Source organism: Streptomyces sp. NPDC058576, from assembly GCF_042718715.1.
In the GTDB taxonomy this organism is placed as follows: domain Bacteria; phylum Actinomycetota; class Actinomycetes; order Streptomycetales; family Streptomycetaceae; genus Streptomyces.
Genome location: NZ_JBHXPF010000025.1, coordinates 23,214 through 44,901, shown reverse-complemented (window position 1 = coordinate 44,901; position 21,688 = coordinate 23,214). Strand labels below are relative to the sequence as shown.

At 66.6% G+C, this 21,688-nt stretch carries 24 protein-coding genes; 9 read left to right on the top strand and 15 right to left on the bottom strand.

What is annotated here, in order from left to right; translation table 11 throughout:
- Window positions 1-41: 41 nt before the first annotated feature.
- Window positions 42-254, bottom strand: a complete 213-nt coding sequence (locus ACFWRV_RS19130) for a hypothetical protein (RefSeq protein ID WP_384335998.1) — start codon at window positions 252-254, stop codon at window positions 42-44.
- A 213-nt stretch (window positions 255-467) separates the two neighbouring features.
- Window positions 468-689, bottom strand: coding sequence for a DUF6243 family protein (locus tag ACFWRV_RS19125; RefSeq protein WP_384335996.1), 222 nt, complete (start codon window positions 687-689; stop codon window positions 468-470).
- 418 nt (window positions 690-1,107) lie between these two features.
- On the opposite strand from ACFWRV_RS19125, the gene ACFWRV_RS19120 reads away from it, so the two are divergent.
- Window positions 1,108-1,518, top strand: coding sequence for a hypothetical protein (locus ACFWRV_RS19120; RefSeq protein WP_384335994.1), 411 nt, complete (start codon window positions 1,108-1,110; stop codon window positions 1,516-1,518).
- A 523-nt stretch (window positions 1,519-2,041) separates the two neighbouring features.
- Window positions 2,042-2,425, top strand: a complete 384-nt coding sequence (locus ACFWRV_RS19115; protein ID WP_384335992.1) for a hypothetical protein — start codon at window positions 2,042-2,044, stop codon at window positions 2,423-2,425.
- 124 nt (window positions 2,426-2,549) lie between these two features.
- Here ACFWRV_RS19115 and ACFWRV_RS19110 read toward each other — a convergent pair whose 3' ends face one another.
- The 6 genes from ACFWRV_RS19110 to ACFWRV_RS19085 all read right to left on the bottom strand — a co-directional run bounded on the left by ACFWRV_RS19110 (window position 2,550) and on the right by ACFWRV_RS19085 (window position 6,625).
- On the bottom strand, window positions 2,550-2,960 hold the full coding sequence (locus ACFWRV_RS19110; protein ID WP_384335990.1) for an Imm50 family immunity protein: 411 nt from the start codon (window positions 2,958-2,960) through the stop codon (window positions 2,550-2,552).
- Window positions 2,947-3,432 (bottom strand): Imm50 family immunity protein, encoded by a 486-nt coding sequence (locus tag ACFWRV_RS19105; RefSeq protein ID WP_384335988.1) that lies wholly within the window; start codon window positions 3,430-3,432, stop codon window positions 2,947-2,949. Before ACFWRV_RS19105 ends, ACFWRV_RS19110 begins: the two co-directional genes overlap by 14 nt.
- The gene (locus tag ACFWRV_RS19100) at window positions 3,419-3,838 is read right to left on the bottom strand and encodes an HNH/endonuclease VII fold putative polymorphic toxin (RefSeq protein WP_384336097.1); all 420 of its coding nucleotides are present in this window, start codon (window positions 3,836-3,838) and stop codon (window positions 3,419-3,421) included. Before ACFWRV_RS19100 ends, ACFWRV_RS19105 begins: the two co-directional genes overlap by 14 nt.
- A gap of 90 nt (window positions 3,839-3,928) precedes the next feature.
- On the bottom strand, window positions 3,929-4,417 hold the full coding sequence (locus ACFWRV_RS19095; RefSeq protein WP_384335986.1) for a hypothetical protein: 489 nt from the start codon (window positions 4,415-4,417) through the stop codon (window positions 3,929-3,931).
- Window positions 4,418-4,890: 473 nt separating this feature from the next.
- Window positions 4,891-5,229 (bottom strand): thioredoxin family protein, encoded by a 339-nt coding sequence (locus ACFWRV_RS19090; protein ID WP_384335984.1) that lies wholly within the window; start codon window positions 5,227-5,229, stop codon window positions 4,891-4,893.
- 256 nt (window positions 5,230-5,485) lie between these two features.
- Window positions 5,486-6,625, bottom strand: coding sequence for a PucR family transcriptional regulator (locus tag ACFWRV_RS19085; protein ID WP_384335982.1), 1,140 nt, complete (start codon window positions 6,623-6,625; stop codon window positions 5,486-5,488).
- An 86-nt stretch (window positions 6,626-6,711) separates the two neighbouring features.
- Between ACFWRV_RS19085 and ACFWRV_RS19080 the strand changes: the two genes are divergently transcribed.
- Together ACFWRV_RS19080 and ACFWRV_RS19075 are read left to right on the top strand one after the other, a co-directional pair.
- Entirely contained in the window at window positions 6,712-7,767 is a 1,056-nt protein-coding gene (locus tag ACFWRV_RS19080) for a ferredoxin reductase (protein ID WP_384335980.1), read from the top strand.
- Window positions 7,768-7,774: 7 nt separating this feature from the next.
- Window positions 7,775-8,893 (top strand): fatty acid desaturase family protein, encoded by a 1,119-nt coding sequence (locus ACFWRV_RS19075; protein WP_384335978.1) that lies wholly within the window; start codon window positions 7,775-7,777, stop codon window positions 8,891-8,893.
- 504 nt (window positions 8,894-9,397) lie between these two features.
- Here ACFWRV_RS19075 and ACFWRV_RS19070 read toward each other — a convergent pair.
- The 5 genes from ACFWRV_RS19070 to ACFWRV_RS19050 form a co-directional block, all read right to left on the bottom strand.
- Window positions 9,398-9,583 (bottom strand): type II toxin-antitoxin system Phd/YefM family antitoxin, encoded by a 186-nt coding sequence (locus ACFWRV_RS19070; protein WP_384335976.1) that lies wholly within the window; start codon window positions 9,581-9,583, stop codon window positions 9,398-9,400.
- 251 nt (window positions 9,584-9,834) lie between these two features.
- Window positions 9,835-10,206, bottom strand: coding sequence for a DUF6193 family natural product biosynthesis protein (locus ACFWRV_RS19065; protein ID WP_384335974.1), 372 nt, complete (start codon window positions 10,204-10,206; stop codon window positions 9,835-9,837).
- An 8-nt stretch (window positions 10,207-10,214) separates the two neighbouring features.
- Window positions 10,215-15,044 (bottom strand): DUF6531 domain-containing protein, encoded by a 4,830-nt coding sequence (locus ACFWRV_RS19060; RefSeq protein WP_384335972.1) that lies wholly within the window; start codon window positions 15,042-15,044, stop codon window positions 10,215-10,217.
- Window positions 15,045-15,644: 600 nt separating this feature from the next.
- Window positions 15,645-16,046: a DNA-binding protein gene (locus tag ACFWRV_RS19055; protein WP_384335970.1), complete on the bottom strand. Its 402-nt coding sequence runs from the start codon at window positions 16,044-16,046 to the stop codon at window positions 15,645-15,647.
- A complete protein-coding gene (locus ACFWRV_RS19050; protein WP_384335968.1) occupies window positions 16,043-16,291 on the bottom strand; it encodes a hypothetical protein in 249 nt (82 codons plus the stop codon). The genes ACFWRV_RS19055 and ACFWRV_RS19050 overlap by 4 nt, the downstream gene beginning before the upstream one ends.
- A gap of 350 nt (window positions 16,292-16,641) precedes the next feature.
- On the opposite strand from ACFWRV_RS19050, the gene ACFWRV_RS19045 reads away from it, so the two are divergent.
- The 5 genes from ACFWRV_RS19045 (at window position 16,642) to ACFWRV_RS19025 (ending at window position 19,796) form a co-directional block, all read left to right on the top strand.
- Window positions 16,642-17,937, top strand: a complete 1,296-nt coding sequence (locus ACFWRV_RS19045; protein WP_384335966.1) for an RNase A-like domain-containing protein — start codon at window positions 16,642-16,644, stop codon at window positions 17,935-17,937.
- A 217-nt stretch (window positions 17,938-18,154) separates the two neighbouring features.
- Window positions 18,155-18,553 (top strand): hypothetical protein, encoded by a 399-nt coding sequence (locus ACFWRV_RS19040; RefSeq protein ID WP_384335964.1) that lies wholly within the window; start codon window positions 18,155-18,157, stop codon window positions 18,551-18,553.
- Between the two features lie 10 nt (window positions 18,554-18,563).
- Entirely contained in the window at window positions 18,564-18,869 is a 306-nt protein-coding gene (locus ACFWRV_RS19035; protein ID WP_384335962.1) for an RNase A-like domain-containing protein, read from the top strand.
- Window positions 18,870-18,881: 12 nt separating this feature from the next.
- On the top strand, window positions 18,882-19,571 hold the full coding sequence (locus ACFWRV_RS19030) for a contact-dependent growth inhibition system immunity protein (RefSeq protein ID WP_384335960.1): 690 nt from the start codon (window positions 18,882-18,884) through the stop codon (window positions 19,569-19,571).
- A 102-nt stretch (window positions 19,572-19,673) separates the two neighbouring features.
- The gene (locus ACFWRV_RS19025) at window positions 19,674-19,796 is read left to right on the top strand and encodes a hypothetical protein (protein WP_384335958.1); all 123 of its coding nucleotides are present in this window, start codon (window positions 19,674-19,676) and stop codon (window positions 19,794-19,796) included.
- Between the two features lie 338 nt (window positions 19,797-20,134).
- Here the strand turns inward: ACFWRV_RS19025 and ACFWRV_RS19020 are convergent, their stop codons facing one another.
- A complete protein-coding gene (locus ACFWRV_RS19020) occupies window positions 20,135-20,683 on the bottom strand; it encodes a UTRA domain-containing protein (protein WP_384335956.1) in 549 nt (182 codons plus the stop codon).
- 14 nt (window positions 20,684-20,697) lie between these two features.
- Entirely contained in the window at window positions 20,698-21,474 is a 777-nt protein-coding gene (locus ACFWRV_RS19015) for a GntR family transcriptional regulator (protein ID WP_384335954.1), read from the bottom strand.
- Window positions 21,475-21,688: the final 214 nt, after the last annotated feature.

Below are 21,688 nucleotides of genomic sequence, written 5' to 3'. Positions count from 1 at the left end.
AGTTGCCGGGCCCGACGGGGCCGGGGTGCGACGCCCCGGGGCTACAAACCCCTCAACGCGTCGTAGAAGTCGGCGTAGGCGGACCAGCAGTCGACGGTCCCGTGATCGTTGAGGCTGCCCATGTACCAGTCCTCGCTGTCGACCGGCTTCATCAGGCACAACCCGTGGAACCCGATGACGATCTCCGGCCGTAGCGGCTCGCCATCCGCTGGGCCGCCCCGCCAGGCTGCCGCGCGATCCGCGTCGAGCGCCACGGCCTCTGGGTCTCCGGAGACATCGCGGACCCGTGCAAGGGTCCAGCCGGGAGGAAGCCGCTCGCTAGCCACGGCGTGATCATGTCACGGCGAGCGGCACGGAAGGCCGCTCCGGACGGCGAGCAAGGCTGCTCCGGACCGCGAGAGAGGCGCTCCGACGGCGAGAGAGGCCTGTGCCTCCCGTGCGGTGCTGCCACCCCTCGGCGCCCGGGGTCAGCTCTGCGCGGTGTCGTCGTCCGTCTGCCCGGAGCCTTCGGTCGCGCCTGAGCCTGCCTTCTCGCGCATCTTGCGCACCAGCTCCGCCTTCTGGTCGGCAGCACCCTTGCGGTCGAGATTGCGGTGCGGCCCGTTGTTCTGCCGTTCGGCGCGGGACAGCCTCTTACGCTGGCCGCCGCCCATGCCCACGGGGTTGTTGATGTTCTTGCTGACAGTCATGGGTTCTCCCGGAATGAGGTGACCTGATCTACGGATTCAACGGTGGGGGACAGGCGCGGCGACGCGGCGACGTCGAGTGACGCCGGCAGGGGCCCATCACGCTCTCACTCGTAAATCGGCGCTTGGAGGAACATGACAAAGACGTTACCCGGTTCCGTCGGCCCCGCACGCCAGGCCTTCCGCCGCCCCGGCATCGACCGGGCTGCCGGGGAGCGCCCGGGGTCGGCCACGTGCTTCCAGGATTCTCAGCACCCGCCGACGCCCGCCCGTACTCGCTGGTGATCAGTGGTCGCGAGCATAGAGACGGCATGAGCACGGGATCTCATGGGGCAGGAATGAACCGGGCGAGCCGGTCCCCCGGCAGGACTGCAGAGAGGCCGCAGTACGTACGCAACGGGAAGTATAAGCAAGAATGAAAATGATCGAACGCCTATGGGAGGATTTCGAGCTTCCCATCAGAGATGCCCTGTATTTTTCGGACGGGAACTCCTGTGATGTTGCCCTCGACTCCGACGTGCCGAGCGGTTTGAGGGTGCTCGCCCCGTTCGACCTGGACCAAATTCTGGAGAGCGATCCGTCTTGGGTTTCTGCGGTCGATGGGCTGGTCGCAGTAGACCTGGGGAGTAAGGGGCTGCTGTGGGGAGGCGAGGGATCGTACGGTTCGGAGGGGTTCATCGCGCGGTTGAACGTTGATCGTGCGCTCGTCTGGGCAATTTTCTTCACGGAATCCAATCCATTCGATCGGATCCAGTTGTCCGGAAACGTGGCAACCTTCAGCTCAACCTCGGAGTGCGAGCTCAGAGTCGACATCGACGATCCCCGACTCTGACCTCTGCACGGCTTGTTCCGGAACGGGTGACGAGGATGTCGACGAAGGGTCGGTCCACTGTGCGGGAGCGGCGTGCGGCCCCGGTTGAGCCGCCGACAGATCCGGTCCGGCCTCGGTGTCCTCCGACGCCTCTTCACTGTGAGGGAGATGCCGCAGGCAGGTGCCCGGCCGTTCGGCGCGCGCTCCTCGTACGGTCTCCGTGACACCAGTGGGCGAAGACGACAAGCCCTCAGAGGCCGGCGATACCAGGAGAGTCGCGCACCGTGTTCAGTTCCATGCCCAAGTGAGAGGCCCCCGAATGCGCACCGGACCTGACCGCGACCCGAGGTGCGGGCCGTCGGCCTGTCTGGACGCCGATGGATGGTCGACCGCGGTCAAGATGTACCGCCATCGGTACTCATTCGTCGCTGTGGGGCCGCGGACCGGGGAGGACTGGCTGCCCGACGTAGGCGCGATCATGCGCAGAGAGGTGGCGGACCCTCGGGGGTGGCGAGGCGACGACCCGGAGGTGGGGGAGCCGGAGTTGCTGGAGGATCCCGCCTTCCCGTTCCGCGTTCCGCCGGTCGATGAGGAGGGTGCTGCGGAGTGGCGCAGCAGGCTCTTCGAGATTCCCCGCAGTTCGGTGGTGCGTCTCCTCGTCATGCTGGCGACCAAGGAGATGAACGTGCCGCGGCACATTGGTTTCCCCGAGCGCAGAGACGGGATGGAACGCCACGCGGCGGCGATCCTTTCACGCTTTCCCGAAGGTTCGGCGTTCTTCACCAACACCCGCCATGGCGGCGAGAATCCGGACTTCTACGAGCGGGTTTCCGGCTGCTGGCCGATGTCTCAGTACAGCTGGGACTTCGGGCTCCTCGCGGTGTCCGATGAAGAAGTCGGCCTCATCTGGTCGTTCGACGCAAGTTGAAGTGGACAGCATGACCCTACGAACCGGCCGGTGCCTCTTCCAGGGCGTGTGCCTTCACACGGAAGCGGGGCTCGACGGTCTCGTGTGTACGCGCCCCGGCATCGGGACGCCGGCGCGATGCCGATCAGGGCGAGCCCTGGAGGTATACGCGGCTCCGGGTCAACGCGGACGTCGCGGCCGAAAAGGTGATGGAGCGGTTCTCGCTGGTCACCGAGACCCGCTGCCGCCCGGTGCCGGTCACCACGACACCCACCGTGCGGTCGCGCGTGTCCGGAGCCTCCGCAGCGATGCCCGTGATGCGCAGCTCGTCCACGCCGGTGAACACGACGAAGAACCGCACCGTGTTGTACTGCTTCCCCTCCCACTCCGCCCTGGGGTGGTCCGGTAGCCGCGCGGTCTCGAAGCCCAGGGTGACCGAGGTGCCCCGTTCGTCCACGTGCACGTAGTACAGCGGGCAGGAGGAGAGTTCCGGCGGCGTCTCGTAGAGCGCCGCCAGCTCGGGCCAGAGGGGAAGGTCCATCTCAGAGGTGCTCATAGAAGGTGTTCACATGGGTCCCGGGGACGGTGGGGAAGAGCTTGCGTCCCAGGATGCTCGTGAAGTGGTGCGGTCCGTCGTCCTCGCCGTCCGGACCCAGCGTGAAGACGCTCAGACGCCCTGCCAGTACATCGGCGTTGGAGGTGTACGCCAGGCCGAGCTTCGGCGCCGTCACGCGTACGGCCAGCCGGTGCCGGGGCAGTGGCGTGAGCGCGACGTCGGCCGCCACCGGCGGACGCCACCCCGTCATCTCGAAGTCCTCCACGTGCGAGAACGCGAGGTGGCACTGCATGGTGTCACCCTCTCCCCGGTCCCAGCGGTCCGGAAACCGGGGCAGGTCCAGGCGCAGCGTGACCACCGAGCCCCAGGCATCGAGGTGCACCGACCGCAGTCTGACTCCCGACAGCTCGGGAACCTCGTCGAAGTACGGTGCGAAGACATCCCGGTTGGGGACGAGATCAGTCCAGGTCATAGCCGTAATGCTCCTCCGCGCCTTGGATCTGTCCATGCCGGGTGGCGTCCCACGGCCGGGCGTGGACGTGCGCCGGCTGGTAGCCGGGCTCGCCAGGTTTCTGATGCCCGACATGGTGGTGCTGGAAGAGCACCACGTCGCTGTTGGGCAACTCGTACCACTCCTCGAGGTAGTAGATCGGCCGACCGCTCGAGTCCAGCCGCTGGCCGCCGCCCTGGTATGGCCAGGACGCCGGCTGTAGTTCCTTGAAGGACACTCTGGGGGCGAATTCCCCGTACTCCCACCAGAGCGGGGACGCCACGGTGTCCGGGGACTGGTCGTACGGCAGCCGCCGGATCTCGACGCCGAAGCCGAGGAGAAGCCTCCTGCTGCGGATCTCGCGCGCGACGCCTGAACCGGTCCACACAACGAGCAAGGCCCGGATCGATGACCCGGTCCTTGGTCATAGAGCGGGTGACGAGAAGCGAAACGAGCGCAGGAGGCGGTCACGGGGCCATTACGGCCCAACCGAGCAGTCCTCCAGCGAGATCTCCGCGACGGCCGCGTCCGTAACAGCCTCCAGGTCCGGGATGTAGGGGCGGACGTCGGGAAGTGGGGTGCAGAAGACGACGTTCGAGGTGAGCAGGGCCTCCTCGGTATCCGCGAAGGAGAGGGAGACGTACGCCTTCACCCGAGTGTCACGGAACTCCTCCTCTGCCTTCCTGAGGCAAGCGCACACGTAAGCCAGGCACCTACGGACGAGGAGGGTCGTGCGTTCGTCCGGTGCGGCCGGGAGGTCATGGTCGGTCATGCCCCTCCCATTGATGGTGGTCTCCTCGGCGAGCCGGTCGACGTAGACGCCGGGCGTCTCCGGACGGAGATCGGTCAGCACGCGCCCACCGGCGGCGGTGACGGACCATCCGCGGTCCACGACCTCACGGAACATAGGGGGAATGTCCCGATCGCTCAGGTCGGTGACATCTGTCGTCCGCAGGATCTCCCGCATCTGAGGATTGCTTCGCATGCCTATCCCTCGCCGCGTGCGGCGAGCCCCTTCCTGATCCCCGAGATGAAGCCCGGACTGCTTCCGACAGCTTTCTCAACGCTGCGTGGAAGCCCTTCGAACTTTCCTTCCTCGAAGTCGTACTGGTACGTCGCGCCCTTGTCGCTCTGGTCCTGGAAGTGGAACCTCCCCGGTCGCCCGCCAGGTCCGGGCTTTTCCACGTCGATCCGGTACGGTCCATGGTTCCGCCTTGCTGGTGATCTGCGTGCGGCCGGCCCCGATCATCCCCCCAGGGAAAGCACCGCGTGCGCCAGGCGAGCTCGGCCGCCCCGTCGATCAGCTCCGTCGGCGTGCCCATCAGATCAGTGACGCTGGCGGAGTACCGCCCAGCTCGGTGGTGTGAGTCGCGCCGTGAAACCGCCCGCGCCCCCCTCGAACGCGACGAGAAGCGGCGGTCCGGGAGCCGCAGCGGCAGCTCAGAGGTGACCGTCCAGGAACGTCCGTACCTCGTCGATGGTCATAGGCCCCGTGCCGTGCGCCACTGCCACTCCCTCCTTCAGCAGGAGGCAGGACGGGGCTCCGGTGATCCCGTATCGCTCGGTTGCCGCCGGGCAGCGCGTGATGTCGGTGCGGACGACTGTCAGGCGGCCCGTGTAGGCGGCGGCGATGTCGCCCGCGACGACATCCATCGCCCGACAGGGCTCGATCGCCTTGGGCCATGCCCCGGTGAAGTAGGTGAGAACCGGAACCTTGCTTCTCCCGAGGATGAAATTGAATTCCGCGTCCTCACGAGGTCGGTGAACCAGCTTTGTCATGGGAGCTCCTGACCTCACGTTTCGTACTCCATCCCATCATCCCTCGCACGGTGTGCCAGGTCGGCCCTGGCCGGCCGGCTGCTCGGCTGCGGAGAGGGAGGTCCGGGCTGTCGTGGGACGGCGGTGGTCCCTGGGACGAGCGGCCGGGCCCTTGTCTCGACGACCGGAAAGCCGTTTCCAGGGTCATGGCGGGTTGGCACCGGGAACGTGCACGATTTCCGGACGCTCGCGGACGCGGCGGTAGACGGGTGACGCGTCAGCGGACCCCGAGACCGACCGCCAGCGTCAGTTCAAGGACCCGGTGTGGTGATGCGAGATCGGGAAACAGCTCCCGCAGCTGCGACATCCGGTATCGAACCGTCTGGGGATGGACGAACAACGCCGCCGCGACCTCGTCCCGCCTGCCCTGGTGCAGCAGCCAGGCCCGCAACGTCTCCTCCAGCCGTCGTGCGGTTGCGGCGGGCAGGGTCTGCAACGGTGCGAGGGCTCGGGCGCGCAGGTCTGCGAACGCGTCCACGTCGGCGCTGAGCACCAGGTCGGGCAGGTGGTCCTCGGTGTCGCGAATGTCAGAGGAAAGGGAGCGCGCGCGTACGGCTCGTGCGTACGAGGCGGACGCGTGGGTCCATGGCCGGGCCGGGCCGACCACGGCGGCGCGGTCGGTCAGCTGCCGCAGGAGACGTGATCGGTCGGCATCGGGGACGAGGAGCACACCGGTGGCATCCGGCAGATCGTCGAGGACGAGGGTGCTCGGGTCGAGTGTCCGGTAGGCAGGCCGGGCCTGGGCGGCGGGCAGCAGGACGGCGGTCAGCGAAACCGGAGGCTGCCACCTGGCCCGTTGGCCGGAGGCCAGCAGCACGTCCGGGCTCGCGCCGGCGAGGAGGTCGCGGGCCAGGTGTTCCAGGTGGCGCTCGTGGGCTCTGCCCCGGGCGGCGAGTTCGTCGGCGTGGCCCGCTGCGCTCGCGGCGGAGAGCTCGTCGATGTAGGCGAAGGTCAGCTCGGCGAACTTTGCGACCTCGGCGGCGGGCAGACCTGCGGGTACGGCGCCCGCTGCCAGACATCGCCAGGCGACCCGGGCGCCGACGCGGTAGGCGCTGAGCAGGGCGTCCATGGAACGGCCGTCGCGCACCTCGCCGCGGCCCAGCTCGTAGGCGGCGTCCCCGGCGTCGCCGCCTGTGGCCTTCCCGCTCGCAAGGTCCAGGTAGTGCCCCAGGGCGGTGCGGACGGCTCTGCGGATGGTGGCGCCCATGCGGCCCGACAAGGCATGGGCGTAGGGAGGAACCTCGTCGATGATCGCCTGGACGACTTCGTCGGCGGTGGTCTTGAGTGCGGCCCGAAGCGCGGTGATCGTCGTCTCATCCAGGGTCAGTTCGCTGGCCCTGCGGATTGCATAGCTCATTTTTTGTTCCCTGCGAACAATTCAGTCGACCAGATTTACGTCCTGTGGTCAGGACTTTACGCCTGGAGGCGCAGCAAGCTGGAGTCATGACGAGTGGAGCCCTCCGCAGTGGGGCGTGGAAACTGCTGGAGATGGTCACGACGCCGCTGCTGCCGTCGGACTACCTCGACCTGGTCAGCCCGCTGCGTGCGGGCGCTGACCTGTGTGGGCGCATCGAGGCCGTCCACTCCGAGACCGATGACGCCGCGACTGTCGTGATCAGGCCGGGGCGGGGCTGGCGCGGCCACACAGCCGGCCAGTACGTGAGGATCGGGGTCGACGTCGACGGAGTGCGCCTGTGGCGTGCCTACTCCATCACCTCGCCGACAAACCGCCGGGACGGCCGCGTCACGATCACCGTGAAGGCGATCCCGGACGGCAAGGTCAGCAACCACCTGGTCCGCAGGGCGAAGCCGGGCACGCTGATCCAGCTCGACCAGCCGACCGGTGACTTCGTCCTGCCGCAGGCCAAGCCCGCCAAGGTGCTCTACCTGACGGCCGGCAGCGGCATCACGCCCGTGATGGGCATGCTGCGCGACACCGTGTTCGACGACGTCGTCATGGTCCACTGCGCGCCACAGCCGCAAGACGTGATCTTCCGCAACGAACTGCACAGCCTGGTCGCGGACAAGAAACTGCGGCTCACCGAGGTGCACACCGACACGGACGGCATGCTCGACATCGCCCGCCTCGACGAACTCGTACCCGACTGGGCCGAGCGCGAGACCTGGGCGTGCGGGCCCGCGGGCCTGCTCGACGCCGCCGAGAAGCACTGGACCGAGCACGGCGTCCATGAGCTCCTGCACACCGAACGTTTCCGCCCCAGCATCGCCGTCGTCGGCGACGGCGGCGAGGTCACGTTCCGCACCACCGGCAAGACCGTCGACGCGGACGGCGCCACGCCGCTGCTGGACATCGGCGAGGAAGCCGGTGTGCTCATGCCCTCCGGGTGCCGCATGGGCATCTGCTTCGGCTGCGTCACTCCGCTCAAGGCGGGCGCCGTCCGAGACCTGCGCACCGGCGAGATCACCGAGGCCGAGCCGGGCGTCCTCATCCAGACCTGTGTGTCCGCCGCGGCGGGCCCCTGCGACATCGAACGGTAGGAGCACCTTGACCGCCATCGACCCCACCGCCCACCTGACCGCGGAGCAGATCGAGGAACTCGGCCGCGAGCTGGACGCCATCCGCGACGAGGTGATCGCCGACCGCGGCGAGAAGGACGCCGCCTACATCCGGCGGGTCATCTCGGCGCAGCGCAAGCTGGAGCTGGTCAGCAGGGGTGTGCTGCTGTTCTCGATCTTCCCGCCCGCGTGGCTGATCGGCACCGCCGGGCTGTCCGTGGCGAAGATCATGGACAACATGGAGATCGGCCACAACGTCCTGCACGGCCAGTGGGACTGGATGCGCGACCCGAAGATCCACTCCACCACCTGGGAGTGGGATCACGTCTCGCCGTCCGATCAGTGGAAGCACTCGCACAACGAGCTGCACCACACGTACACCAACGTGATCGGCAAGGACAACGACCTCGGCTACGGCATCATGCGCGTCGACGAGGACCAGAAGTGGCACCCCTTCCACCTCGGCCAGCCGCTGTGGAACTTCCTCAACGCCTGCTTCTTCGAGTACGGCATCGCCGCGTACGACCTGGAGCTCGGCAAGAACCTCCACAAGCGCCGCCGCAAGAACCCGGAGTTCCGCGCGCGGGCCAAGGCCGTGGGCCGCAAGATCCGCAAGCAGGTGCTCAAGGACTACGTGATCCACCCGCTGCTCTCGGGCCCCTCATTCCTCACCACACTCGCCGCCACGTTCACCGCGAACCTGGTCCGCAACATCTGGACCCACTCTGTGATCATGTGCGGGCACTTCCCCGAGGGCGTACAGGTCTTCGAACGCCGGTCGATCACGGGCGAGACGCGCGGTCAGTGGTACCTGCGCCAGATGATGGGCTCGGCGAACATCAGCGGCAGCAAGGCCATGCACTTCATGACCGGCAACCTGTCGCACCAGATCGAGCACCACCTGTTCCCGGACCTGCCGAGCAACCGGTACGCCGAGGTCGCGGTGAAGGTGCGCGCGCTGTTCGAGAAGTACGAGCTGGAGTACGTCACCGGCCCGCTGCCCAAGCAGGTGTTCTCCGCGTGGCACAAGGTCTTCCGGCTCGCACTGCCGAACAAGCAGCCCAAGGTCGGAACGCCGGACCGTGAGCAGGACCTCGTCGCCGCCTGACACCCCGGCCGCACCTCAAGCCCTTGGTGACGTCACTGCTGCGACACGGCGGCCTGCTCGGCTTTCGTGGAGCGGGTGACGAGGGTCGAACTCGCGCTCTGAGCTTGGGAATCAGTGGTTCTTGGGCTGCCAGAGGGGTCCTGAACTGGGGTTTTGCAGCGGGCAGGTGGATGGGCCCCTGTCTCTGAGAGCCGCATCTGACCGCTGTTGTCCGCTCTGCTGGGCACTGATGGGGCACGTCGACCGTGGGGCATCAGTCTGAGGTTCTGTGCTGGAGCGGGTGACGGAAAACGGAACGGGAGCCACCTGTGCGTGATGTTGAAGGCGTCGCCGATGACGCGCTTCCAGTGCGCCTCAAAGTCCGGCAGGAGGTGCGGAGCGTGTTCCTGAATCGCCAACCGAAGTGCTTGAGGCGTGTGTTCGGGCATGTGCGGCAACCGCAGGGTTCCCCCTCGTACCCATCGAAGTGGAGTGCGTGGGCGGGCATGGTTCGTGCTACGTGGGTCAGGCCGCCTCGTGTCGGTCCTCGTATGGCTGGCGCCCGCGGGCCATCTGCTCGAACCACTCGGCCGGCACCAGGTAGGCGACCGTCTTTCCCTTGCGGGTGATGGCGGCGGCCTCGCCGGCGATCCGGGTCCGGTCCAGGATCTCGCCTATCCCCGTGGCTGGCGTGGCAGGGGTCCCGAGCAAGGGGACGAGGGACTGGAGCAGTACCCCTCCTTTCCGTAAGGACTGGCTGTTCGTGATCGCGGATCACCTGAAGCGTTCGATCGAAGAGTGACGGGTCCGATGACCGCGCAGTGGGCCGTCCGCACGGTGGTCCGTACGGAGTAGGTCCGTATGCGCCTCAGCAGCACCGCCGACGGGTCTTCGTCTTCGTGCACCATCCGCCCCGTGAGCCGCTATGCCGGCGCGGCCCCCCCTGTGGGAAGGCGCTGCGATCACAGGTCGTCCGCAGTGCCGACTACGGCGGGCCCGCAGTTGTCAGGGAGATTGTTGGCGATCAACTCGTAGGCCTCTTCGACAGTGTCGGCCACACCGATGAGGGTCTTATCGGACTCACGGCGTACTCGATAGCCGCCCGCGCTTTGAGGGAACGCCGTTCCCACATCACGTGACCACGGGTACTGGGTGCACCGGCTCAGGTACAGGACGCCGTGGCTGACCATGGGCCAGAGCTCGCGCAGCGAAGGGTGCTGGTAAGCAGCTCGGGGAACGGCCGGATTGATGAGGTCCGTGCCGTAGGACAGGATATCGGACCACTCTGCTGCCACGATCTCAGCTGCACTTCGGGAATTTTCGTTGCTCGCCATGATTTTCGTTACCTCAAGTGTGCCGGCAGGTTCGACAGGTCTGGTTGTATCTCGGGAATGTTCGGCTTGGGTACGGTGATTTCTTCGTATCCCCCCTCCTCGTTTCGGGTGTACCACTTTATCTCCTCCCACGGTCGCCCAGGACGTTCGTCATCTGGGTCTCCCCACGCGGCTGCCCCATCGTAATTGCGTACTGCGTAGGCGACTTCGCTCATTTCCCATGCTGTGCCGTGGCCTTGGCCAGGGTAGTTGTCCTCGTGCAGGGTGTTGAACGGAGCTCCATTCCGTGCCGCGCTCTGGAAAGCGTCCACAATATCCTCGGGTGAGCTCCAGTTCCCGACCCTGCCACTGCTGTTGGGCATTCCGTCGAGCGTGATCGACAGAGTGGTACCGCGATCCCCGATGGCCCCCATCACGTTGGTCATCCAGACCGGCCCGCTTTCCTCGACTCCGGCATAGTCGTCACCGTTGTAGGTGTGGGCTCCCGGATCGCCGTTGGCGCGGAGATGCCTGGCGAGGGAATTCGAGGCAAAATCGGGCTTCTTGTTGATGCCCAGCACCACGCTGTGCTTGTGTTCCCCGCTCCGGTGCGGGCACCCCGCAAGACCCAGCGGGTCGATCCACCGCGTCGGGTCGTCGACATAGGTGACCGCGTTCGGGGCCGGTGTCAGGCCGAGCGGGTCGGGGGAGAGGTAGCGGCCCGACTCGGGGTCGTAGTGGCGGTGGCGGTTGTAGTGGAGGCCCGATTCCGGGTCGAAGTACTGGCCGGGGAAGCGCAGAGGCGTGTACGTGTCGGCGTCGCGGTTCCACGACGTGGCTCCCCACAGGGCGGAACGGGTGCGCCACGCCACCTCGCCCTGTTCGTCGACCAGTTCACGAGGCGTGCCGATGAGGTCGGTGATGATCGCGAAGAAGCGGCTGTCGACTTCCGCCTGGCCCACGAGCCGGCGTTCCACCTGGGTCACCGGCTTCACGCCGTCGTGGTCCCAGGTGAGGGCGATGGAATCCGGGGAGCCCGCCGTGGACGTGGTCTGTTCGCAGAGGGTGTCGCCGTCCCAGGTGAAGGTCACCTCCTCGACCACCGTCGCCCTGTCCTCGGCCAGGCGCTGCTTGGCCGAGCGCCGTCCCAGTGCGTCGTAGAGGTAGCGCCAGCGCGTACCGTCCGGCGTGGTGACCGAGACGAGGCGGTCCTCCGCGTCCCAGCCGTAGCGCCAGGTTTCGGGCTTGCGGGAGAGGCGGGTCCTCTGGCGCAGGATCACCCGGCCTTGGGCGTCGTGCTCGTACCGGACACGGCCCGCGCGGGTGATGCGCGTTCCGGCGTACTCGCGCGGCCCGGAGGCGTCGCCCGCACCGGGCCAGGAGGCACTGGTCTGGTTCCCGGCCTCGTCGTACGCGTATCGCTCCGTCCAGTTCTCCGCCGTGACGCCGGTGACCCGGCCGTCACGGGAGGCCTCCAGCGTCTTGCGGCCTCCGGTCAGCTCCTCGGCCGAAGCGAGATGGCCGTCGGGGCGGTACGCGTACGTGCGGCGCTGGAGGACCTGGTCACCGGTCGTCCGGACGAGCTGGTCGATCAGGCGCCCCGCCGGGTCGTACGCGAGGTCGACGGTCAGCGCGTCACCGATCCGGCGGCCGGTCTCGCGACCCGTCTCGTCGAAACGGAAACTCAGGAGGTGGCCCGAGGCATCGAGCTCGGCGGTGCGGCCGGCCGGGAAGGACCAGGAGCTGACGGCACCGGACGGGGTGACGCGACGGGTGCGCCGCCCGGTCTCATCGTAGGTGTTGACCAGTTCGCGGCCGTCGCTTACCTCCCGGAGGACCCTGCCTGAGCTGTTCCGTACGTACGACAGCTCGCTGTCGGGGCCCGTCGCCGAGGCGAGGCGGCCGTGGATGTCGTAGGCGAAGCGCGTGGCGCTTCCGTCGGCGTCCTTGACGGTGACCCGGCCTGCGAGGTCGCGTTCATAGCGGACCGTCTGGCCGAGTCCGTTCGTACGGGAGAGGAGTTGGCCGCAGTAGTCGTGGGAGTAGCGGAGGGTGCGGCCGTCGTAGTCGGTCTCCGCGCTGGTGCGGCCTGCCGCGTCGTAGGTGTAATCCCAGGTCAGCCCCTGGGGGTTGGTGACCCGGGTGAGGCGCAACTCGGTGTCGTGGGTGAACTCCTGGCGTGCGCCGCCCGGTGTGGTGCGGGCGGAGACCAGGTCGAAGTGGGTGTATTCGAAGCGGGTCTCGCCGCCCGCCGCGTCGGTGTGCGCAAGGCAGTTGCCCTCGCCGTCGTACGTCCACGCCTGCTGCGAGCCGTCGGGGTCCGTCCGGTGGGCGAGTTTGCCCTCGACCGTCCACTCCAGCTCGGTGGTGCGGCCTTGGGGGTCGGTGATGCGCACCGGGCGTCCGAACGCGTCCCGGGCGTAGCGGGTGACCGTACCGAGCGGCCCGCGGACCGCCAGCGGCAGACCGGCCGCGTCACAGCGCAGCCGGTCCAGCGCGCCCAGGGAGTCGGCGACTCCGATGAGCTGGCCCTGCGGGCCGTGGGTGAGTCGGGTGGTGGACCCGTCCGGCCGGGTGAAGAGCGTCGGGTTGCCCCGGCCGTCGTACTCCTGCCGCGAAGTCCCGCCGTCGGCCCTGGAGACGGCGGCGAGCTGGTTCAGCTCGTTGTACTCGATGCGGGAGACAGCGCCGTCGGGGTGCTCGACCCGGACCGGGTTTCCACGATCGTCGTAGGTGTACGTGGTGGTACGCCCGAGGGGGTCGGTCCGGGACAGTAGCCGGTCGTACCGGTCGAAGCTGCGGTGGGTGACGCCGCCCAGCGCATCGATCTCCGCGACGGCCTGGAGCCGGTCGTTGAAGTGGTGGACCTTGGTCGCGCCGAGGGAGTCCGTGTACCGGGTGACGCGGTCGCCCGTTTCCGGATGGGTGTCGTACGCGAACGTGGAGGACAGGTAGCCGTCCGGGCCGATGGTTCGGACCACCCGGCCGACGTCGTCGTACACGTAGCGGAACGTGGAGTCGTTGCGGTCGGTCCAGGACGTGATCCGGGCGTCCGGGTCGTACGTGAAACGCAGAGGCAGCCCGGACGAGTTGATGACGCTGTCGAGGTTGCCGAGAGGGTCGTACCCGTAGCGCATGACGGTGACGGGACCGTCCGGCGTACGCAAGGACATCTCACGCACTCGCGAGTCCTCGACAGCCAGGGTGACCCGGTAGCCGCCGGAATGGATGACGGCGGTCGGACTGCCGTCGCCGAGTCGGGCGAAGTCGATCCGGTTGAGGTTGCGATCCTCGATCTTCCTGAGCCAGTAGGCGGAGGATGCGTTGTACGGGCCGCCGCGGAATGAGCGCGTCAGGCCCGAACGAGGGTCGGTTACGAGATAGGTGGTCTCTCCGTTGTCCTGGCCCCCGTGTCGGATGGGCAGCCGGGGGCCCTCCACGGGAAGCACGCCGTCGTCCCCGGGCAGTGGCAGCCGCGGATAGACGAGGAGGGAACCGTCCTCGCGTGACCACACCGCGCCCGCACCGACCGGGTCGAGTTCGATCCGCTCGTCCAGGGTGGAGGCCCAGCTGCGGCCGAACCACTGACCGTAGCGATGGCCGGAGAGATGCGTCCGGCGCAGGACGAGAGGAAGGACTCCGGGCAGGACCAGGTCGGTCTGCGGCAGGGTCATCTCCCCGGTGGCGACATCCACCGGGTCGTTCTCGCAGGTCTTCTTCTCCAGCGAGATGGCGTTACGTCGCGGCTCGTCCTTGGCGTTCTTCAGAGCGTCGGCCTTGGTGTGAGCGGAGTCCCGGGGCGCTCCGGAGCGCCGGCCGGATTCCCCGTCGCCCTCGCGTACCTTGCCTTCCCTGGCCAGCCGTTCCTTGATATCCAGATCAATCTTCTTCTGGGTCTCCGATATCTCCTTGACCGCCTTCGGCAGTGCCTCGCCGAGATGATTGCCCATCGCCTTGTTGGCCTTGCCGAGAGCTTTCATCGCCTTGTCAATCACGGGGTCCAGAGCGCCTGCGATGTCGTCCTTCCCCCGCGTGCGGCCATGCTGAGTCCTGGCCTTGGACAGCTTGCCGGCGGTCTTGCCGTGAACCTCGACACTGACCAGGTTCAGCCTGGTGCTGGCGCGCGTGTGCTCCGCGTGCTCGATGTGTACGCCTTTGCCGGGGGCGGGCCCGGGGCCATCTGCCGAGGCGAGCTGGAGGGAATCCTTGGCCCCCGCCACTCCTTCGTTGAAGCCCTCTTTGCCCGACTGGCCGACCTGGTTCATGTCGACGCCGTCCTGGAGGCCGAGCATGTTGGCGCCGACCTGCACCACGAGATCCGCGGCCATGTTTTCCAGTGCGGCGACGGCCGGCTCGGTCAGGGCGGAGACGATGTATCCGACGACCTCCTCCATGCACTCCTTGATGATCCGGCGGATGGCCTGCTGGGCGACCGCGATGGCAGCTCCGCCGATGAGCATGGAGAGCCCGCCGGTCACCGGTATCAGCGCCATGGAGATGCCTGCCTTGCCCGCCAGCACGCCCAGGTGAACGAGTGCCGCGTACTTCATGGCTTCGATCGCTGTAGCCGCGTTGTCCAAGGCACCGGCGATCGTGCGCGCGCCACTGGCCAGGTCCTTCACGTGCTTGTTCTTGACCTTGCCCCAGTGCCTGCTGAGCGCGTCGAGGGCTTCGCCGCTACCGGAGGACAGCAAACGTTGCACGTGCTGGTTGGCAAGGTGACCGTCGTCCTCCACGTCCTCGGCGAACTCCCGGAGGGCGTCGGCCATGTCCCGGTACGTGTCTTCATCGACGTTCGGCCAGTTGATACCGATGACGTCAAGCATGGTGTCGGCCCAATCGGGCACGGTTACAGCCATCGTTCGAAGTCCCCCCGTGCAAAGCTGCGTTCACTGAATGCAGGTGCGAACAGGATCTCATTCTCGGGCAGCGTCACCAAGATCGTGCAAGTCGGCGTGCGCTGACGAACGGACAGCCGCGAGGTGGGACCGTGGACGTCGGACGTTCGGTTCTCGCGCCGAGACGAGGCGGCGTGGGCGGAGAGGCGGTGGCAGAGGGCCGCACCCTCCGCGGGTGGCTGCAGGGCCGCCCCCGGCCGAGGTGGGCTGCCGGAGGGCCGCCGCCGGTGGCTGTCCGAGTCTTAGGGGGCGCACCGCCTGGCCCGGATCTGGTGCGCGACGCCTGAATCTTCCAGACAACGAACGAGGCCCGGGTCGATGACCTGGGCCGTGGTCGTGGAGCGGGTGACAAGAATCGAACTCGCGCTCTGAGCTTGGGAATCAGCGGTGCTTGAGTCTCCGGAAGGCCTCTGAGCTGCACTTTCCTGCGAGGAAGCTGGGGTTGCCATGGTCTCTGGATGCTGTACCTGACCGCTGTTGTCCGCTCTGCTGGGCACGGATGGGGCACGCGAGGGCGATACAGCGGACCCTGCCTGGGGGTGTTCGGGGTGGGCCGGCGCGTCAGAGAGGAATGATGCGGACCTGGTTTCCGCAGAGTTTGGTCATGTCGTCGCTGTCGGAGGTCAGGAGGGCGACGGGTTTCGGCTGACGCAGGGCGACCTCGGCGACTGTGGCGTCGATGGCGTACTTGTGCCCGTGCAGTCCGGCACCTTTGAGAAGTTCCGCTGCTGCTTTCGCCGCCTGCTCGGTGACGGGCTCCACCTTGACGCGGGATAGGGCCCAGTTCAGGCGGGGCATGTTGGTGCGGGAGTGGCTGACTTCCACGATGGTGTTGGCCCCGATGACCAGGTCGGCTCCCATGTCATGGAAGACCTGAAGCATCGCGAGAAGCTTGCGGTCCTGCGCGATCCAGGCGGAGAGCCCTTCCGAGTCCAGGACGACGGTTTCGACGCGTTCGCTCACGCGGCATCCGCGCCCGTTGAGGTGCCGGCGGAGCCGAAGATCTTCGCGCGAGCCTCGGCGAGCTCCTCGTCGCGGAAGGGGCCGTGCTCCTCCTCGTGACGGCGGAGGTCGTCGCCCAGGAGCTGGTGCCGGATCTGGCGGGCTACGGCTTCCGCCACGTAGCCGGAGACGTTGTCCGTGAGCTTGCGGAGCTCCGCCACCTGGTCGCTGGGGAGCGTGACGGTGATGCGAGTCGTCGAGGACATGAGTCCAATCATACTGGAGTATGCGAGGATCGGCTTGAGTTACAGGCCCTGCTTTGATGGTTGCGACCGCATGCGTCGGGTGATGACAGAGCCGCTGCTCTCCGGCAGTCCACTGCGGGGCAAGGATTTGGACCGACGCCGCTGGAGGGCAAGCGAAAGGCCCCGGTCATCGACCAGGGCCTGCATTGGAGAGCGGGTGACGAGTATCGAACTCGCGCTCCGAGCTTGGGAATCAACGGTTCTTGGGCTGTTAAAGAGGCTCTGAGCTGCGCCTTTCCGTTGGGTGGGGTGGATGGCTACGGGCTCTGGGAACCGCACCTGACCGCTGTTGTCCGCTCTGCTGGGCACGGATGGGGCACGAGGCTGGCAGTGAGATCGGGAGCCTGACAGGGTGCGTGTTCCGGGGCGGCCTCATGTTCATTATGAAGCCCGTGGTTGACGAGGGGCTGAGACTCGGCCGTATCCATGAGAAGACGCCAGGGGTCAAGGAAGACGAGTTCCGCGACATCGCCAGGGCCTGGAGGGAAACCTCCAAGAACGCGAAGAAGGCGGCTGACGACTTCACGGACGCGATTTCCTACGTCACCGACCCCACGGGAAACGGTGAATGGCAGGCCGCGATGAGAGCCTTCTGCCAGACGATCTGGGGAACCACGGGCTGGGGAAAGGCCCGCGACCAGCGCGCCGAGGTTACCACCAAGAAGGGCACCCGAAACTGGAAGACCAACGGGAAGGTGGACCCCGCCACCAGGCGGCCCATCATCGAGGTCCTCGAAAAGAGCGCGGATGTCATTCAGAAGCTGTTCGACGACCTGGCCGACATGGGTCAGAAGACTACGGAAACCACTACGCGTCTGGCCAAGGAGGCCGCGGACAAGACAGTCGATAGCCTCACCTCGGATCTTGATCTCTCCAAGCTAACCAGGCTCGCGGCCGGGCTCGTGTTCGCAGAAGTCGTTCTGACTTTTCGTTCCCATATGGACAAGGCTTCCATGGACGCGGCGGTCGGGTCCTATCACGAGGCGTTCAGCGACGCTGCGGGCAAGCTGGCCATGCTTGAGTTCGAGCTCGACGAGGCGCTCAAGAGCGTGCCCACGTTCCAGGCGGAACGGGCTCGGGCGCAGGGGTTCGGTGCGCGCTCGTTGAACGAGTTCAAGAAGGAGCACAGCTGGCAGTTGCCGGAAAGTCAGTTCCCTCACAAATACTCGGTGGACCTTGCGGCGAAGGAAGGCGTGGGCGGGGCACACGCTCTCGACAAGCACGTGGGGAAGACCGATGAGCAGTTGTTTCAGCGGCTTCGAGACGAGCGTAAGCCGGACACTGGCGATTACAAGATTCCCGGCGCATCCACCTATGCCGACATCGAGTCCGCTCAGCGATACACGCAGTACTGCCTCCGCGACAATACTGCTGAGATCGATGATTGGCTCAACGAAGAGCCGCCGAAACCGACAAAAGAGATCCGGACGCCGTCCATCCCCCTTCAGGGTCCTCTCCTCGGAAATGCGGTCACCGGCAGGGGAACGATCGTGGGTGGTGACGGTCGGCCTTCGGAGGTGAGCGATACTGAGGGAGTCGCGATACGTCTTCTGTATAAACCGGACTTGAACCCGCCCTACATCGTCTTCAGCTCGATGCCCCAGTGAGAGGCCCCGAATGTGCAGCGAACCTGAACGCGAACAGACGCGCGTGCCGTCCACAGGCCCGGACGCCGATTCGTGGTCGGCGGCGGTCGAGATGTATAGGCGGTACTCATTCATCGCTGTTGGCCCCCGGACCGGGGAGGACTGGCTGCCCGATGTAGGCGCGATCATGCGCAGGGAGGTGGCGGACCCTCGGGGGTGGCGGGGCAAGGACCCGGAGGTGGGTGAGCCGGAGTTGCTGGAGGACCCCGCCTTTCCGTTCCGCGTTCCGCCGGTCGACGAGGAGGGTGCTACGGAGTGGCGAAGCGGACTGTTCGAGGTTCCGCGCAGTTCGGTGGTGCGTCTTCTCGTCATGCTGGCGACCAATGCGATGAACGTGCCGCTGCAACAGGGTTTTGCCGAGCGCAGAGCCGGGATGGAACGCCATGCGGCGGCGATCCTTTCACGCTTTCCCGAAGGGTCGACGTTCTTCACCAATACCCGCCATGGCGGTGAGAATCCGGACTTCTATGACTACGTGTCTACTAGCTGGCCTTTGAGCCAGTATGTCTGGGACTTCGGGCTCCTTGCGGTGTCCGACGATGAAGTCGGCCTCATCTGGTCGTTCGACGCAAGCTGAAGTGGACAACATGACCGTACGGACCCGTTCGGCTACCTACCCGGACCGAGAAACCGCCCACTGGGCCACCCAGCAGGTGGTGACTGCCAACGACCAGAGGATCCATCGCTGGCTGGCCCAGAGCACCCGCGCCCGCCTGGCCATCGAGGCCGCCTGGCCTTCCCGCGAGGCACCCGTCGGCCGCGTACTGCTCCAGGCGATGATGCTCGCCGGCCGCGATCCCGTCGATGTCCGCGCCGCGCGTGTCGTGCTCAAGCGTGATCCGAACAGTCCGCACGGCTTCGTCGTGCTCACCACTGTCCCGATCTACCTGTAGAGGACGAGCGCCGTGTCCATGAAGCCGCTTGAGTTCGACCGCCGCTATGGCGAGTTGGACCAGGTCATCAGCGCGTACTCAGGCATGCCGGCCGACGACGAGCCGGACAAGCCGAGCGAGGCACTCCAGGCCTACCTCCGCCACACCTGGCACACCCGCCCCTGGGCCCTGGCTTCCGCCGAACACCAGATCCGGGAATACGCGCGTAACCCGCCGGGCCGGCTGCGCCTGAGCCTCGGTGAGTTCTACCCCGTGCCGGATATCGGCCTTGCCGAACCGGCCATTCAGGACTGGCTGTTCGTGGTCGCGGACCACCTGAAGCGGTCCATTGAGCAAGGTGAAGTCCCACCCCCGTCCACCCCTCGTACCCATTGGGAGTGGCACGCCCGCTTCCCCGAGCTCGGCCAGCTTCTCGGGGGCTGGTTCTCGCAGGACATGCCGGACGAGTTCCCGGACCATGACGCGGCCGTACGCGACTACACCGCCACGACGGATCCGCAGCTGGTTGTGCGCCTCATGGGCGAGCTGCACGAACTGCTCGCCCTCGCCCTCGAAGAATCCGACTACGCCCTCGCGGTGGCGGAGCTGGGCATGGAGGTCGACCCACCCCGGCCATACTCCCCGAGCGGCTGGCTGGCCCACCTCGCGGACGGTGTGGGCGGATTCAAGGCGGACTATGGACCCGGACCGGCGGCAGACTGACTGCGTGCACGTCTCGCTCATTTTGTCCGGGGTGCCGGCCCCTCCAGGGCGTGGTGAGTCCACGATGCGATCCCGAGCCGGGCGATTCTCTGAGAGGCTGCGTTGATCTACCAGGACTCCGACCTTGAGCGGCAACAGGAAGTGGCCGGCGGCCTGGACGACCTCGTTCGCACCGCCCGTGCGAAGGCCAAGGACAAGCCTTCTGGTGCGGTGCGCGACGCCTGAAGTAGTGGACCAGACAACAAACAAGGCCCGGGTCGATGACCTGGGCCTCAGTCGTGGAGCGGGTGACGAGAATCGAACTCGCGCTCTGAGCTTGGGAATCTTGCCCTTGCGTTCCTGCTTTAGTGCTGTGACCTGCTGCGTTGCATCTCCCGGGGGTCACTGCACCTGCCTCCGGAGTCTCCGGCATTGACCGTGGTTGACCGCCCTAGGTGGTGCTGAGGTTGTGCGCAGGTGGAGCGGCGAACATTCGCTGCAACAGCCCTGAGTCGCCCGTTCATGTCCTAAGCAACGACAACGACCCACGCCATGAGGCGCGGGTCGTTGCGATGAGGATGGGGCTAGCTGATCGGCGGGCTGTACCGGAGAACCCAGCCGGGGCTGGGGCGGTGAACGGTGACCTCAACCGCGCGTCCACCCTTGGTGTAGCCAGTGTGCGTGATCTGCAGGAGGTTGCTGCCCGGTTCGACACCAAACGCGTCGGCTTCAACGGCAGTGGCCTCGTACAGCGAGACTTCCTCGACTGCCTCGGTCTGCTCGAAGCCTGCATCGCGCATCCGGCTGATGATGCCGCCAAGCCCCGGGTCAGGGTTCTCGATGCTCGCGGCCTCGGCCACGTCGATGGGGACGTAGGAGTCGGCGAGCTGCACCAAGCGCTCTCCGTCGTACATGTGCCGCGCGCGGATCACAGCCTGGTCGGAACTGGTGATGCCAAGAAGGTCGGCAACCTGCGCGGGAGCAGTATCACGACGGACCTCAGTCTCCACGCGAGGCGAGCCGCCCAGTCGCTTGATCTCGGTCTCGAAGGCCCCGCGGCTCTCGCCGGCCTCCCGGCGCTCGGTGCGGTAGCGCTCTGTAGCGTCACGGACGATTGCGGTGTTGCTGCTCACTTCGATCTTTCCTCTCAGACAGCGGTCTGGTCGATAGGCCACTCATAGCTGAGCGACCAGAGGGTGACGGGCATGACATGCACGCAGACTTCCACGGCCCTGTCGTCCTCGGTCAGGCCGACGTGGGTGATCTCGTAGACCATCCGGTCCGCAGAAGTACCGAGCGCTTCGGCTTCCTGCTTGGTCGGGAGCCTTACATCCACGGACTCTCGAATACGAACCTGCTGGTACCCGAGATCCGCAAGGCGAGACTTGCTCCCGCCGTCGCCCGTGTCCTGCTGCTCCAGTTGCGTCCCGAACGCCACGTCACCGGGGAAGTAGGAGGTGGCCACCTGGACGACCGTAGCGTCAGCACGCATGACCCTCGCCCTGACGAGGGTCTTCGCCGCATGGTGGATACCGAGAATCCGCGCGACCTGCTTCGGCGGTCGCTCCCGGCTGATCACCGTGGACGCCGTCGACGTCATGCCAAGCCGGGCGATCTCTGCCGCGAACGCGCCGCGCGCGCCGGACTCCTCGCGGGCCTTCTTGATGTAGCGGCCAGTCCCATCTCTGTGGATCTTGCCGAGGATCGGAGAGACGAACGTCCCCTCGCCTCGCCGGGAAATGATCAGGCCCTCATCTTCGAGCACTCGGTACACGTCGCGAGCGGTCTGGTACGCGACCCCCTCGGACTCCTGAAGCTCTCGAACCTTGGGCAGCGCTGAACCAGGGGCGTAGACCCCGTCTTGGATCTTCGCCCGAAGCTCAGCGGCCAGTCGCTGAATCTTCGGAACCTTGACCTCTTGCACTCAGGACTCCCTTGGTGTGTGACGCTCCGTTTTCCAGTGTCGCAGAACTAGTCCTAGAAGGATACCCGGGGCTGCGGTGTGGGCGTACCGCGAGTTCGCGACTCTCTGAACTAGTTCTATTGACCACGGCGCCTGTCCGTGCCTTAATCGTCCTAGCGAACCGCAGAACTAGTTCAGCGGGGCGACAGGAGGGCCCTCTTCGGGGTGCTTCGAC

Excerpts from the sequence above, each read along its gene's own strand:
- ACFWRV_RS19120 (WP_384335994.1), top strand. The coding sequence starts at position 1,108 with ATGATCGAACGCCTATGGGAGGATTTCGAGCTTCCCATCAGAGATGCC.
- ACFWRV_RS19085 (WP_384335982.1), bottom strand. The coding sequence starts at position 6,625 with ATGAGCTATGCAATCCGCAGGGCCAGCGAACTGACCCTGGATGAGACG.
- ACFWRV_RS19080 (WP_384335980.1), top strand. The coding sequence starts at position 6,712 with ATGACGAGTGGAGCCCTCCGCAGTGGGGCGTGGAAACTGCTGGAGATG.
- ACFWRV_RS19125 (WP_384335996.1), bottom strand. The coding sequence starts at position 689 with ATGACTGTCAGCAAGAACATCAACAACCCCGTGGGCATGGGCGGCGGC.
- ACFWRV_RS19090 (WP_384335984.1), bottom strand. The coding sequence starts at position 5,229 with ATGACAAAGCTGGTTCACCGACCTCGTGAGGACGCGGAATTCAATTTC.
- ACFWRV_RS19045 (WP_384335966.1), top strand. The coding sequence starts at position 16,642 with ATGGGGCACGAGGCTGGCAGTGAGATCGGGAGCCTGACAGGGTGCGTG.
- ACFWRV_RS19110 (WP_384335990.1), bottom strand. The coding sequence starts at position 2,960 with ATGAGCACCTCTGAGATGGACCTTCCCCTCTGGCCCGAGCTGGCGGCG.
- ACFWRV_RS19050 (WP_384335968.1), bottom strand. The coding sequence starts at position 16,291 with ATGTCCTCGACGACTCGCATCACCGTCACGCTCCCCAGCGACCAGGTG.
- ACFWRV_RS19105 (WP_384335988.1), bottom strand. The coding sequence starts at position 3,432 with ATGACCTGGACTGATCTCGTCCCCAACCGGGATGTCTTCGCACCGTAC.
- ACFWRV_RS19065 (WP_384335974.1), bottom strand. The coding sequence starts at position 10,206 with ATGGCGAGCAACGAAAATTCCCGAAGTGCAGCTGAGATCGTGGCAGCA.
- ACFWRV_RS19060 (WP_384335972.1), bottom strand. The coding sequence starts at position 15,044 with ATGGCTGTAACCGTGCCCGATTGGGCCGACACCATGCTTGACGTCATC.
- ACFWRV_RS19035 (WP_384335962.1), top strand. The coding sequence starts at position 18,564 with ATGACCGTACGGACCCGTTCGGCTACCTACCCGGACCGAGAAACCGCC.
- ACFWRV_RS19095 (WP_384335986.1), bottom strand. The coding sequence starts at position 4,417 with ATGCGGGAGATCCTGCGGACGACAGATGTCACCGACCTGAGCGATCGG.